Annotated in this window: 10 protein-coding genes and 1 other annotated feature; of the genes, 7 read left to right on the forward strand and 3 right to left on the reverse strand. The window is 45.3% G+C overall.

Going from position 1 to position 13,926, the window contains the following annotated elements:
- Positions 1 to 240 precede the first annotated feature (240 nt).
- The 3 genes from PAEAM_RS06260 (at position 241) to leuS (ending at position 5,095) form a co-directional block, all read left to right on the forward strand.
- Positions 241 to 1,011: a class I SAM-dependent DNA methyltransferase gene (locus tag PAEAM_RS06260; protein ID WP_076254435.1), complete on the forward strand. Its 771-nt coding sequence runs from the start codon at positions 241 to 243 to the stop codon at positions 1,009 to 1,011.
- A 222-nt stretch (positions 1,012 to 1,233) separates the two neighbouring features.
- Positions 1,234 to 2,190, forward strand: a complete 957-nt coding sequence (locus tag PAEAM_RS06265) for a phosphotransferase family protein (RefSeq protein ID WP_100527013.1) — start codon at positions 1,234 to 1,236, stop codon at positions 2,188 to 2,190.
- A 112-nt stretch (positions 2,191 to 2,302) separates the two neighbouring features.
- Positions 2,303 to 2,572: a binding site (T-box leader), on the forward strand.
- A gap of 78 nt (positions 2,573 to 2,650) precedes the next feature.
- Entirely contained in the window at positions 2,651 to 5,095 is a 2,445-nt protein-coding gene (gene leuS / locus PAEAM_RS06270) for a leucine--tRNA ligase (protein WP_036668549.1), read from the forward strand.
- Here leuS and comER read toward each other — a convergent pair.
- Positions 5,076 to 5,921: a late competence protein ComER gene (comER, locus tag PAEAM_RS06275; RefSeq protein WP_036615122.1), complete on the reverse strand. Its 846-nt coding sequence runs from the start codon at positions 5,919 to 5,921 to the stop codon at positions 5,076 to 5,078. The genes leuS and comER overlap by 20 nt on opposite strands.
- A 185-nt stretch (positions 5,922 to 6,106) precedes the next feature.
- On the opposite strand from comER, the gene PAEAM_RS06280 reads away from it, so the two are divergent.
- From PAEAM_RS06280 to PAEAM_RS06290, 3 genes are all read left to right on the forward strand, one after another.
- Positions 6,107 to 6,742 (forward strand): ComEA family DNA-binding protein, encoded by a 636-nt coding sequence (locus tag PAEAM_RS06280; protein ID WP_165789847.1) that lies wholly within the window; start codon positions 6,107 to 6,109, stop codon positions 6,740 to 6,742.
- 39 nt (positions 6,743 to 6,781) lie between these two features.
- Positions 6,782 to 7,300, forward strand: a complete 519-nt coding sequence (locus PAEAM_RS06285; RefSeq protein ID WP_017687196.1) for a deoxycytidylate deaminase — start codon at positions 6,782 to 6,784, stop codon at positions 7,298 to 7,300.
- 102 nt (positions 7,301 to 7,402) lie between these two features.
- Positions 7,403 to 10,273: a ComEC/Rec2 family competence protein gene (locus tag PAEAM_RS06290; RefSeq protein WP_100527015.1), complete on the forward strand. Its 2,871-nt coding sequence runs from the start codon at positions 7,403 to 7,405 to the stop codon at positions 10,271 to 10,273.
- 15 nt (positions 10,274 to 10,288) lie between these two features.
- Here the strand turns inward: PAEAM_RS06290 and PAEAM_RS06295 are convergent, their stop codons facing one another.
- Positions 10,289 to 10,741: a hypothetical protein gene (locus PAEAM_RS06295; protein WP_100527016.1), complete on the reverse strand. Its 453-nt coding sequence runs from the start codon at positions 10,739 to 10,741 to the stop codon at positions 10,289 to 10,291.
- Between the two features lie 724 nt (positions 10,742 to 11,465).
- Here PAEAM_RS06295 and PAEAM_RS06305 point away from each other — a divergent pair.
- Positions 11,466 to 13,478 carry a copper amine oxidase N-terminal domain-containing protein gene (locus PAEAM_RS06305; RefSeq protein ID WP_100527018.1) on the forward strand — a complete coding sequence of 671 codons (2,013 nt, stop codon included), beginning with the start codon at positions 11,466 to 11,468 and terminating at the stop codon, positions 13,476 to 13,478.
- Between the two features lie 136 nt (positions 13,479 to 13,614).
- Here PAEAM_RS06305 and PAEAM_RS06310 read toward each other — a convergent pair whose 3' ends face one another.
- Complete coding sequence (locus PAEAM_RS06310) at positions 13,615 to 13,917, reverse strand: hypothetical protein (RefSeq protein ID WP_076211684.1); 303 nt, start codon at positions 13,915 to 13,917, stop codon at positions 13,615 to 13,617.
- Positions 13,918 to 13,926 lie beyond the last annotated feature (9 nt).

The raw sequence follows: 13,926 nt of genomic DNA on the forward strand, positions 1-13,926 counted from the left end.
TTCTTTTGTTATATAAATTGAACTAAACATTTACACGAAACGGAGAGGACAGAAAGAACCTGAAGAAGCGGAGCGTTCGCCTTTATCCCCGGATTTAAACCTTTATAAAAGGAATAAAAAAAATCTGGGGATAACAGCGATCGGAAGGTTGTTCTGTCATTGGAGTGTCCAGTGTAAATATTCTTTGGTTCAACTTATATAGATCAATTCGAAAATGAAATTGAAAGTGCGGTGCCTGACATGTCTTACCGGAAATTTGCCTATGTGTATGATGAATTAATGGAAGATATGCCTTATCCGGACTGGATAAGGTTTGCAAGAACAGCATGGGAAAAGCATGGAATGCCCAAAAGTGTCGCTGAACTTGGCTGTGGAACGGGCTCCATTACGATCCCGCTCGTGAACTCCGGTTTCGAAGTTACAGGCATTGACCTCTCATCAGATATGCTGTCGGTTGCACGCAGCAAGATGGAGGCTACGCCTCAGGGTCATCGCTTGTATCGTGAGGGCAGTGTCCGTTGGGTGCAGCAGGATATGCGGGAATGGCGAGTTCCGGAACCTGTGGATTCGGTGATATCTTTCTGTGATTGCGTCAATTATTTGCTTGAACAAGAAGATGTCGTTCGAACATTCCAGCGGACATACGAGATGCTGAAGCCTGATGGAACGTTCCTGTTTGATGTGCATCATCCCAATACCCTTATTCGTTATGATGAAGAGCAGCCTTTTGTACTGGATGAGCGCTCCGTGTCGTATATTTGGACATGTGATCTGGATCAGGATCGCTGTGAGATCGAACATCATCTCAGTATTTTTTCGCGTGTGGATGATGGTAGCAAGGATATGTATCAGCGGTTTGAAGAAGTTCATGTCCAGCGTGCATATAACCCGGACTGGATGAAGCTTGAGTTGTCCAAGGCAGGTTTTAGAGACGTGAAGGTATATGCGGATTTTGAATGGAAAGAAGCTGGAGACAGCGCACAGCGCTTGTTCTACGTGGCTGTGAAGTAAGAGCGAATAATGAGAACTGTCCTTATGGTGCATGAGGGCAGTTTTTTGTTTGATTTTTTTATGGAGAATGAATAGCAATAGTCTTAAATAGGGTAGAGGAATGCAAGAAAAGACATAACGACGTGACAAAAAGTATTGCCAGTTAAAGTAAAGAAGGTGATAATAGTCGGATAGAAAGCGTTTTCTGAGAAAATAAATCAATTGTCAATGTGAGGTGTAGAAATGGAAAGTACATATAAAACAAGACTTACGTCAGAACAGTTGAATGCCATAATAGAGCAGCATTTCTCTGCAAGTATACAGGACTACAAGGAAATGGTGGATGGCTGGGCCAATCATGCATATCTCATTACACTGAGTGACGCACAGCGAGTGGTACTCAAAATTGCACCGTCAGCTTCGACAAATCTGATGCGCTGTGAACAGGATCTCATGATTGCCGAAGTTGAGGTACTACGCCTCATTACGGAGCTACAGGATGTTCCCCTACCCCAAGTGTTGGCTTATGATGATTCGTTAACTATGGCTTCAGCACGTTATTTTATCATGGAGTACATGTCTGGAGCGCCCTATAATCAGGTCAAGGATCAATATTCTGCGGAAGAGCAGGAGGCCATTGAACACCAGCTCGGTCGGTACAATCGTCGAATTAATGAAATCAAGGGCGAGCAGTTTGGATATTTCTCGGAGCAAAAACAGCGATATTCCACATGGAAAGATGCATTTATGAATCTGATGGATGACATTCTTACCGACGGGGAAGAAGCCGGGATTACATTTTCGATCGATTACCCTGAATTGAGACGCCTGATTGAAGAAAAATCGGATGTGCTGGACGATGTCAAAGAACCTGTGCTTATCAGTTGGGATCTGTGGGATGGCAATGTACTAGTGGACGCGGGTCGAATCACAGCGATTATTGATTTTGAACGTTCACTGTGGGCAGATCCTCTGATGGAGCATTATTTCAGTCATTTTAACTATACGCCTGGTTTTGTGAAAGGGTATGGGCATGAGATTACGACTGAAAGTGAGCTGAAAAGAAGAAGTCTCTATGACTTGTACTTTGATCTCGTGCTGCGCATTGAGTGCGCTTATCGTCAATATGATAATCAGGAACATGTGAATTGGACCATTCATAATCTGGAGGAAGGCATTGAGCGTTTTCGGTTATCCTGAACAGCAACGAGTATTATTGAACGGTACGAACCGTGTGACTTAAAAGGGTCATTATAACGTGTAATATTGACTTTGGGCTTGCTTTTTTATATAATGGTCCCGATATTGTATACATATTTCGATGATAAGGATCAGTAGTAATTCCTGTACATAACAGAGAGCCGGCGGTTGGTGCAAGCCGGTTGACAGTGATTTGCGAACTCGCCTTGGAGAAATGCGGTGATTACACCATTCTGTTTAACCCGCTTGTATAAAGCTTGGGTTCAGGAATGGAAATCCGCATCGGTTAACCGCCGTTACAGGTCCAAAGGGAGTGGATGACGAAGCACGTTCGTCCACTAACTAGGGTGGTACCACGGGAATTCAACCTCTCGTCCCTAGCGCTGCAAACGCTACGGGATGCTGAGGTTTTTTTGTTGCAATTAAAGCTAAAGTGAATAACCTGAAGGAGGAACAATAGATGAGTGAGAATAACCAGCCGAAACACGGCTATCAGCCACAAGTCATGGAAAAAAGTTGGCAGCAATATTGGGATGCAAATAAAACGTTTAAAACGGGTGAGGACCCTGCTAAACCGAAATTTTATGCACTGGATATGTTCCCTTATCCATCCGGTTCAGGTCTGCACGTAGGTCACCCGGAAGGATATACGGCAACGGATATCGTTTCCCGTTACAAACGTATGCGCGGTTACAACGTATTGCACCCAATGGGTTGGGATGCTTTCGGTCTGCCTGCTGAGCAGCATGCACTGGATACAGGTGAACATCCACGAGATATTACATTCCGTAATATTGACAATTTCCGTCGCCAGATCAAATCGCTTGGTTTCTCCTATGACTGGGATCGTGAGATCAGCACAACGGATCCTGAATACTATAAATGGACACAATGGATCTTTATTCAGCTGTACAATAAAGGCTTGGCTTATGTGGATGAAGTTGCAGTTAACTGGTGTGAAGCCCTTGGAACGGTACTTGCTAATGAAGAGGTTATTGATGGCAAGAGTGAACGTGGTGGACATCCGGTTGTACGCAAACCGATGCGTCAATGGGTTCTGAGAATTACCGAGTATGCAGAGCGTCTGTTGGAAGACCTGGAAGAGCTGGATTGGTCTGAAAGCATCAAGGATATGCAGCGCAACTGGATCGGTAAATCAACAGGTGCGGAAGTTGTATTTGCCATTGAGGGTCGCGAGGAAGTTATCAAGGTGTTCACTACCCGTGCGGACACATTGTTCGGTGCGAGCTTTGCAGTACTTGCTCCAGAACATGAATTGGTAGAAGCAATTACAACCGATGACCAACGTGAAGCTATTCAGGCTTATCAGGAGCAGGCTTCTCGTAAGAGTGATCTGGAACGTACAGATTTGGCCAAAGACAAAACAGGTGTATTCACTGGCGCTTATGCAATCAACCCTGTTAATGGTGCAAAACTGCCGATCTGGATTGCTGATTACGTTCTTGCAGGTTACGGCACAGGTGCGGTTATGGCAGTTCCGGGTCATGATGCGCGTGACTGGGAATTTGCGAAGCAGTTCGGTCTGGATATCATCGAGGTTATTCAAGGTGGAGACGTTACACAAGAGGCATATTCGGGTGATGGCGCACATGTGAATTCCGATTTCTTGAACGGACTGAATAATGAAGAAGCGGTTGCCAAGATGATTGCTTGGTTGGAAGAGAACGGTAAAGGACAAGGGAAAGTGACCTATCGTCTGCGCGATTGGCTGTTCAGCCGTCAGCGTTACTGGGGTGAGCCAATCCCGATTCTGCATCTGGAAGACGGAACGATGAAGACAGTACCTGAGGATCAACTTCCACTGCTGCTGCCTGATATCGACCAGATCAAACCTTCGGGTACAGGAGAATCACCACTGGCGAATGTTACGGAGTGGGTGAATACGGTAGATCCGGAAACGGGAATGAAGGCACGTCGCGAGACCAATACCATGCCACAATGGGCGGGTAGCTGCTGGTATTACCTGCGCTTTATCGATCCGCGCAATGACAAGGAACTGATCTCCAAGGAGAAACAGCAGCAGTGGCTGCCAGTTGATCTGTACATTGGCGGAGCAGAGCACGCCGTACTTCACTTGCTGTACGCTCGTTTCTGGCACAAAGTGCTGTATGATCTGGGTGTTGTGGAGACCAAAGAGCCTTTCCACAAACTGGTCAACCAAGGTATGATCCTGGGTACCAATAATGAGAAAATGAGTAAATCTCGTGGTAATGTCATTAACCCGGATGAAATCGTGAATGAATTCGGTGCAGATACATTGCGTCTGTACGAGATGTTCATGGGACCATTGGAAGCGACAAAACCGTGGAATGCAAACGGGGTTGAAGGCATGCACCGCTTCCTGTCACGTGTATGGCGTCTCTTCATTAACGAAGACACAGGAGCCATCAATGACAAGATTACGGTGGACGGTGGAACGGATGAGTTCAAACGGACTGCCCACAAAACGATTAAAAAGGTTACGGAAGATCTGGAACATCTGCGCTTCAACACATCCATCAGCCAGCTGATGATTTTCATCAACGATGCATACAAAGCGGACACACTGCCTCGTGAAGCGATGGAGAAATTTGTGCAGCTGTTGTCACCACTGGCACCACATATGGCAGAGGAACTGTGGAGCCGTTTGGGTCATGAAGGTGGAATCTCTTACGTGGCTTGGCCTGAATATGATGAGTCCATGACAGTGGATGCGGAAGTAGAAATCGTTGTTCAGGTAAATGGTAAAATTGTAACTCGTGCTACAATCGCGAAGGATCTGGATGCACAGGGTATGCAGGACTTTACGATGGAGCTGGCACCTGTTAAGCAGGCGCTGGAAGGCAAGACCATTCGCAAGGTCATTGCCGTTCCAGGCAAACTCGTTAATATTGTTGCCGGTTAATCTCACCGGCTCGGAATAGTTCATCCAGCTTTAACAAATCTTCATCATATTTGTCATGTGTCGTGTGGATTAGGCTGTCGAAAACGCCGTCAAGACTAACCTTCAGCAGTGCAAGTGCCTGAGCGGTAATACCGCCAGGTACAGCGACACGAGCCTGAAGCTCTTGCGGGGTGTATCCTCCTTCGGTGAGCAACTTGCCTGTTCCCAGGAGCATTTCGCCAGCCAGAGCGCAGGCATCTGCCCTTTTGATGCCAGTCAGCTTCACTGCACTTTCGATCCACTGTTCCAAAAAGAACGATATGAATGCAGGTCCGCAGCTGGAGAAGTCGGATGTAATTCGTGTACAGGCTTCATCCACTTGGTACGGCCTGCCTATATGACTGAGCAGACTTTCCAACACAGCGCGGTCTTCACTGGTCATTCGTTCGCCATGTATGCAGAGGGATGCTCCACTGCCGACTTGGTGTGTGACGCTGGGAATTACCTTGGAGACTTTGCAAGGAAGTGAAGATTCCAGATGTCGCAGCTGCACGGGACTGGTGATCGAGACAATTATATGATTGGGATTCACGACAGGCAGGATGTCGTCAATAACATGTTTGAATTCAAGCGGCTTCACGCACAGGAAGATGATATTACTTCGGATCACCGTTTCCCGATTGCTCTGGGATTCATGCAGACCGGGGTAACGGAGGGATAACTGACGTACTTTGGACGGGGTTCGATTGCTGGCCGCGATCTGCCGGGGCTCAAGTGCACCCGATTGGATCAGGGCATAGATTAGCAGGCTGCCCATGCTGCCGGTTCCGATAAATCCAACCTTCATTGTTTCAGGCCTCCTTTCATGCTTTACGGTACTGGCGCAGTTCATTCCCTCTATTCTATGCGTGAGGACCTGTTTCACATGACATGAAAAATGCACAACTTGTTTCATCAGGAAAGTTCAACGGTTCGGAAGCACCGCCCGTGTTCGAAATGAATGATTTTGAATTCAGGGAGAGGTGTGGAAGAATGAGATGGAACAAAGGGATGACCATTGCTGCTGCGGTGGTTGGAAGTATACTTATATTATGGTCGGGCAAAAGTGAACAACCACCTAGTGGCTGGGAACCCTTGCAGCTCGGCACCGAGAAGCCGACGATAGAGCAGGAACTCCCTGCTGTACAGTCGGCTACTTCGGTTCAGGGCAATACAGGAGTATCTTCGGGAGCGGATGCAAGTGGGATGCAGACTGGGAATGAGGCTAAGGCAGAAGAGTCTAAAGAGCTTGTGAGCGTTAGGGTTGAAGGTGATTCAGTTGTTCAAACTACAAGTCAGACGAATAATAATCCACCGGACACCTCAAATTCGATTGAACCAGTTACACAGGGGACGAATTCTGATCCTTCGGTTACCTCCGAGACGGCATCAAGCAGTAATCCACCTGTAGTTCGTGAGGAAGCTAGCGACAATGGCAAGATTGATGTGAATACCGCTCCTGTCTCCAAGCTTATCGAGCTTCCCGGAATTGGGGAGAAGAAAGCTCAAGCTATTGTGGACTATCGGAATGCACATGGTCCTTTTGCAAAAGTCAGTGATCTGACAAAGGTCAAAGGAATCGGGATGAAGATGCTGGAGAAGATGGCGCCGTATGTGCAGATCCGGTAAAATTAAAATATAAATTGTATTAAGCGGGAGGAAAGCAGCATGAGTACAGAGGTACGCAAGGACTGGGATACGTATTTTATGGACATCGCGTATATGGTTTCCACCCGTTCCCGCTGTTCGCGCCGTCATGTGGGTGCCGTTCTTGTTCAGGGAAAGAAACTGCTGGGAACAGCCTATAATGGTGCGCCCACCGGCGTCCCGGATTGTTCTGAAGCAGGTTGCATGATATCGGAAGAGTATGAGTTGGTCGTGACCGATGGGCAAGAAGAAATGGTGAAAAAGCAACGATGCATTCGCACAATTCATGCGGAGCAAAATTTGCTTTTATTCACAGATCGAATCGACCGCGAAGGCTCGTCCGTGTATGTGACCGACGAACCGTGCTGGACATGTGCCAATATGCTGGCGAATAGCGGGATTACAGAAATCGTGTTTCATCGTTCTTATCCTAAAGATACCGGCAAGGTTACAAATATGATGGAACAGAAGGGCATAACGTTCCGCAGGCTGGAGAATTACCAGCCCCCGCGGGAAACGATGATGACCGTGAGCAATTAATGTAAATATGATCGAATACTTGAGGGAGAACCTCCGGCAAGCCTGAATTGGCTTTCCGGGGGTTTTTCTGCGTTCAACGGGTGAAATGAAGGAGGGGTAGAAATGAAAGGCAGACCATTATTAAGTTTTACGATTTGTTGGTTGTGCGGGAGCGGGATAGCTTGCGCGTTAACAGGCTGGACGTTAATCTGGGGGTTAATTGGAGCTCTGGCATGTTTGCCTCTATTACTTCGTTTTATGGATGTGCGTGGATGGTCTGTTTTATTTTTACTCGCTGCCTTTATTGGAGGCGCTGCACATTGGGAGTGGAATGAAGCACGCAATCATAGTAGTCTGTCGGAGACCATGCATATCGCTGCTCATGAGTTGGACGGATGGTCAGCTGAAATTCAGGGTGAGCTTGTGTCAGATGTACGTATTGATGGAGATCGGGCTGACTTTAAGATTCAGATGTCTTCAATATTGGCAACATCGGATTCGTCAGCAGATGCAGATCTGACAGCATCATCTGCATTCAAAATAGATGAACAATTGATGGTACAAGTCAGACTGTTGGAGGAAGAAGAACAACAGGTAGCAGCGGGCTGGAAGAGGGGCGATTTGATTACGCTTAATGGTTCTTTTGTCCTTCCTGGTGAAGCCAGGAACTTTGGCGGATTTGATTATCGCAGTTACTTGCGCACCCTGCATATCCACTGGTTGTTCAAAGTGAAGGGAGCCAGTTCGGTAGCAGCAGTTGCTCCTGAGGGACTTGGACAATATAACGTACTACGTTGGACGGATTGGACGAGGCATAAGTTGGGCTCGGCGGTTGAGCAGTTATTTCCTGAGCCTCATGCAGGATATATGAAGGGGCTTATTATCGGGATGGCTACTGATATCGATCCAGGTACCTATGGTCAGTTTTCACAACTCGGTCTAACGCATATCCTGGCAATCTCCGGAACCCATGTCGCTGTATATGTTGCTTCGTTGCTTCTCATTCTATCTTGGCTAAGGCTTACCAGAGAGACGGCACTCACGATTGTTCTGATCCTGGTACCAGCTTATGTACTGTTATCCGGAGGTTCACCTTCAGTGATTCGGGCAGGAATTATGTCCATGATTGGGTTGTATATGGCACGTCGTGGTCTCGCCAGAGACGGTCTTCAGATGATCAGTGCAGCAGCGTTGCTGATGATGTGGTGGGACCCGTACTTTTTGCTAAGCGTGAGCTTCCAGTTATCCTTTCTCGTGACCGCAGGTTTGATGATCTACATGCCATTGATTAACCGGCTGTTCAGCGGCTGGCCGAAATCTCTGGCTGCAACAGCATCCGTTACCGTGACCGCTCAGCTGATTTCGTTCCCAGTAACCATTTTGTATTTCAACCAGTTCTCACTACTCTCATTTGTAGCTAACTTTCTGCTGGTTTCTTTGATTAGTGCGATTGTATTACCTCTGGGGACGGTCGCCATGTTATTGTCATTCATATGGGTTCCCTTGGCGAAACCTCTCGCATGGATTGCGATGCAACTGAATCAACTGACGTTTGTAAGCGTGGAGTGGATGAACAGCCTGCCAGGTTTTGTGTTGATCTGGGCAACACCCCCCTTGTTATGGATTGCCGCCTATTATGCTGTGTTGTATGCCTTACTCTACCTGTTGCATCGTGGCAATGGTGAGCAGCGAGAAACAACGTTTATTGAGGAAGAGACGGCACCTCTTGTGAGGCGACAACCTTCAGTTTCAATGGCGAATATGGGCATTCGCTCTTCGATGTCTACCGTGTTACAGGATCAAGGTAAGAACCGCCGCGTAGATGGAAAAGAAACTTCATTAACGACATTAGGAGCCAGTATTGCCTGGCCGGAATATACAAGTGCATTTACCGCACGAGGTGCAGGTTATTATTCAAGTGAACGAATGAGTAAAGCTCAGCAATGGTTGTGCGGGTTGCTCGCTATCAGCTTTATTGCTGGATTGTGGTGGGCATATCAGACTCCCAAGCCTGCTGGAACCGGCATCGTGCAGTTTTTGGATATTGGTCAGGGAGACAGCACATTGATTACAACCCCGGAAGGCAAACACATCCTGGTGGATGGCGGGGGAACGGTTAGTTTTGGGAACACCGAACAATCGTGGAAAACAAGACGTGATCCGTATGAGGTAGGTGCCAAGGTGGTTGTTCCTTTATTGAAAAAAAGAGGCATCCATCAACTGGATGCTGTCATTGTCACACATGCTGACCAGGATCATGCCGGAGGACTACAGGCTGTGCTGGAACAGATTCCGGTTAAACGTTTCATGTTTAATGGAACGACCAGCGGTAAGGATAACTTTGATAAGTTGCTGGACACGGCCATGGAACGGAAAATTCCTTTGTACGCCATTCAGCAGGGCATGTCCTACAAGGCTGATAAGCAGACAAGTTTACATTTTATAGCTCCGGATCTGGCACATATGGATGTGAATGTATCGGGCAGTTTGCCTGTATCTGAACATCAGAATCATGATTCCGTTGTCTTTTTGCTGGAAATGGCCGGGGCTTCCATGTTGTTCACCGGAGATATGGATGCAGCAGCCGAGCAGGACCTGCTCTATATGATTCAGGATGGCTCGTTGGCTGCCCAGTTTGAACAGAAAGGTGCAGATATTGGAGTTACAGAGGGCTTTGTACAAAGGGTACTTACACGACCGTTGCAGGTTGATTCAAAAGATGCTTCAGCATCTGTCTCCATTGATGTTCTAAAGGTCGCTCATCATGGGAGTAAAACGTCATCCACCGAAGCCTGGCTCCAATACTGGAACGCCAAAACCGCTGTGATATCTGCAGGAGTTAACAATACATATGGGCATCCCAATCCGGGAGTGATGGAACGTCTGGAGGCTACCGGGTCGGATATTTATCGGACAGATCAGATGGGTGAGGTCCAGATGAGGGTCAAAGATGGGGAGATTGATATTCGGTACAAGTTGGTCGGGGTTGAGTGACGGCACGCAATCTATTTATCGGTGTGAAGATGAGTGAAGAAAACTCCGATTTAATACCAACTGGAAGGTTAAAAAGACAAGAGAACATACAACAATGTGGATAGTTTGAGCAGAAAAAGTATTGAAGTTACGTGTAAATATCGAGTAGATGATCCCACCTATGGAGCCTAATAGACCATATGCGGCAATAGCAACGAGCAATCTCATATACGTATTATCTTTTTTTCTGTATAAAAGTAATCCATCCACCAATATAGAAAGGGGCGTAAGTAAGAAAAGTAAAATAGCGAGGTTAATCAATAATCCAACTGCAAATTTATACCCGAATGAATAATAGTAAGTATTCTCTAATCTTTCATCTATAGGGACATAGTGATATATCCCCATTGCAAGTGAAATGAACACTGCAGTTAATACAGCTGCAACTATTTTTCCGCGCGGCCTATTGATTCTATGGGATTTTGTCATTATGAGCATTAACCTCCATCTTGAATAACTATATTCAACAACTGATAGACTTAGGAAGTTACTATATTTTAGCACACACAGGCTGAGAAAGTATGAGTGAGGGACATTGAAAAAGTAGTATTTGGTTAACCAATAACAGAAAAAAGTCGTTCCGCTGCGAACGACTTCTTTTTGAATTTCATGATAATAACACATTTCAATCGTTATGCGTTATGAGGATAGTTTGGTTGTCAGTTAGTATAGTTGACTAGGGAGGAACGACTCTCACTCTCTTGCTTTTGAGATACTAATCGGCAAGCTAATTATAGTTGCGCTGAAGAAGTTTAGTATATGATCAATTTGATCCCAACTTTTATGCCAAATTATCATATTAAATGCAATGAATAACACACTACTGAGTAGAAAGAATCCCAGGAAGTATATGAAAAATATTTTTAGATTCATTTTAGTCTCCCGCATATCCATTTAGAAGTTTGTTACGGTTGCACGCTCTATTTCGTTTTAATATGTTTTCTATTTTAGATTATTAAATGCAATCATTTGTATTTGGTTTGTTGTATATATGTAAAAATATATTTTTAGTTATGGATTTGATTAATGTTATATGATTTTTGTTGCAGGATTATGGTTATTTTTACCGAATAATAGTTAGGCCCACCTTAGAGGAGGGATAGAGATACTTAGGGATCGTAGCACTATACATAATAATGAGGGGATCAAGAAAATGGAACTTGTAGAAATGACACAAAGTAACACCAATGCAACTAAGAAGTCTAAAGTGAAAAGGGTCGGGAAGATAATAGCGTTGTGGATTGGAGTTTTGGTTATCAGCTTCATTGCAGGACAGTCCTCCGCTTTTGCATCATCTGGATCGGGAAACTCCATCACTTCAGTTCTTGACCGAAATAATTATTTGCTGGACGATGGTACACTTTGGTCTAAAGGGATCACAAGTGGAGTATGGACACAAAATCGGAAGCTGATTGGTATTTCAAAATCAGACGATTATTTCATCTTTGGTTGGACTGCTGATGGCCAAGTGATTCGGTGGAATAAGGACAATGCGCATATACCAGTAACGAAACAATTCAATGGTGTGATTAAGGTATATGGCCATGGATGGGTTCAGCTTCAGGATGGGAATCTTTATAATTTTGATGATCAGGCTAAGGTTTTGGAATCGATTATCGATGCGGATTCTTATAGTTTTGGAAGCGATTCTTCTTATAGCGCATTATCTTCATCAGGAGATATATATTATGACAAATACAACAAAATACGTAAAGCTGGAAATGTACCTGATGGTAAAGCAATTGCAACGAATGGTGTTTACGCAGCAGTGTTAAAAGATGATGGCTCGGTAGTGATCGTAAGTATGCTGTATGAGGATGACTACATCACGGTTGCGAATAATGTGCAATCTTTGATTTGGTGGGGGAGTACGCATAAGCTGCTCACGGTGAAACAGGATGGAAGCGTCTGGAGCTACGATCGAACTGCCAAATATAAGGGCGAGCAACTGCCGGGTTTAAGTAACGTATCGCGGATGGTGTATGCGCCTAATCTGGATGAACTATATGCACAGTTACAGGATGGATCGTGGGTTACATATGATAATGGAAAGTTAACTTCTCTATCAGCTCCCGCGTTAAATCAAGTGACACTTACGGCATCTTCCAAGGAAGCTAATATTGGGGATACGATCACGCTTGCTGTTCAGGAGAATTATAGTAATGGTTTCAAAAACAAGCGTGCGCCATTGCCTGAAGAAATTATAGTGGAGCAGCCCCAAGTTGCACAGATTCAGGCAGGAGGCAAACTGAAGGTTACGGGCATGGGAACAACCAAAGTGACTTTGAAGATAGGTGATTTGGCCTCAAGTCTTCAACTGAACGTTGATTCACAGCAAAAGTTAACAGGCGCCACATTGTTGGATGGAAATGTATACTTGCCAGTACAGTCGGTGTTCAAAACATTGGGAGCCAAAATTGATGTGAAAGGCTCATCTTTTGAAATTCAATTTGGAGTTGACAGTATTACTTTGCAAAAAGGAAGTGCTGTTGCGCGATTAAACAACAAAGAGCTGAAGTTGAAAGGGAAAGTACAAACCATTGGAGGGCAAACTGTATTTCCTGCGGACTTGTTAAGACAGGCTGCGGGTATTCAGGTTCGATGGGATGCTGAGCTAAAGCAGGCCAAGGTGCTGGTTGGAAATTCTTCTATTCTGGTGGAATCGAAGGATACACTTGCACTGATCAAGAAAAAAGAGTTGGGAAATCTTGCTCGCTTCATTGGCAAGTCCTACTGGATCAACAGTGATACGAGTTTAGGGCAACGTTTCAGTAAAGTGACCATATCAGATATCAAAATTGAAAAGATTAAATACGGTGATCGAAGTTACTCTATTATCTTCCGTAATGCAAAAGGAAAAACCGTTTCTGCCTACGCAGGAGGTGCACCTTCCAGTGTGACGGAGATGCTTGCGGATTCCAACCAATTCTTCTCTTCTGATCCGTATAAGAAATACAATTGGTCCAAGTCCACTTGGAATAAAATCATTGCTGGAGAAGTAGCTTTAGGAATGAACATAACTCAGGTGCGCCTTGCTTGGGGAGATCCATCGAGCATTACGTATGAAACGAGTTCAAAAGGCAAAATCGAGGTTTGGGTGTATGCCAGCTCCGCAGGCATAAGAGCTTTAGGGTTTCTCAATGGCAAACTGATGGCGATTTACTGATAAATATACCAATTAATCACTTCAATTGATTGCAAGTTACAGCACAGCACAAAAAAAGCCCGCTTTCCGTTACACTCCAGGAGGGAGAATATCGGAAAACGGGCCATTTTTTCAAAGTGTAGAAGAAATATAAGAACTACTCCACGCCATCCTTAAAGTGTTTGTTCCAATGTTTGTCACCCTTGTGCAACAGATCTTCTACCGTTTTCTCAAGAGTCATCAACAGCTGTGCTCTGACATCAAGTACGGTTTCTCTGTACAAGCGTTCTTCCGATCCAACGATTTTATCGCCGTACAATGCCTGTGCAGCTACGTACTTCCGATGTTCCTCTACCAGAGTATCAATGGAGTCCAATGCATGTTCCACAAAGTGGGAAATACTTTGGTATTCTTTGGGCATTTGTTCTTTTAAAGCTTGAATTTTCGCAAGAGCTGGCATGCTCATCAC

The sequence above is a fragment of the Paenibacillus sp. GM1FR genome (assembly GCF_002803315.1).
Taxonomy (GTDB): Bacteria; Bacillota; Bacilli; order Paenibacillales; family Paenibacillaceae; genus Paenibacillus; species Paenibacillus amylolyticus.

Excerpts from the sequence above, each read along its gene's own strand:
- PAEAM_RS06260 (WP_076254435.1), top strand. The coding sequence starts at position 241 with ATGTCTTACCGGAAATTTGCCTATGTGTATGATGAATTAATGGAAGAT.
- PAEAM_RS06310 (WP_076211684.1), bottom strand. The coding sequence starts at position 13,917 with ATGCCAGCTCTTGCGAAAATTCAAGCTTTAAAAGAACAAATGCCCAAA.
- PAEAM_RS06305 (WP_100527018.1), top strand. The coding sequence starts at position 11,466 with ATGGAACTTGTAGAAATGACACAAAGTAACACCAATGCAACTAAGAAG.
- PAEAM_RS06290 (WP_100527015.1), top strand. The coding sequence starts at position 7,403 with ATGAAAGGCAGACCATTATTAAGTTTTACGATTTGTTGGTTGTGCGGG.
- PAEAM_RS06285 (WP_017687196.1), top strand. The coding sequence starts at position 6,782 with ATGAGTACAGAGGTACGCAAGGACTGGGATACGTATTTTATGGACATC.
- comER (WP_036615122.1), bottom strand. The coding sequence starts at position 5,921 with ATGAAGGTTGGATTTATCGGAACCGGCAGCATGGGCAGCCTGCTAATC.
- PAEAM_RS06280 (WP_165789847.1), top strand. The coding sequence starts at position 6,107 with ATGAGATGGAACAAAGGGATGACCATTGCTGCTGCGGTGGTTGGAAGT.
- PAEAM_RS06295 (WP_100527016.1), bottom strand. The coding sequence starts at position 10,741 with ATGACAAAATCCCATAGAATCAATAGGCCGCGCGGAAAAATAGTTGCA.
- leuS (WP_036668549.1), top strand. The coding sequence starts at position 2,651 with ATGAGTGAGAATAACCAGCCGAAACACGGCTATCAGCCACAAGTCATG.
- PAEAM_RS06265 (WP_100527013.1), top strand. The coding sequence starts at position 1,234 with ATGGAAAGTACATATAAAACAAGACTTACGTCAGAACAGTTGAATGCC.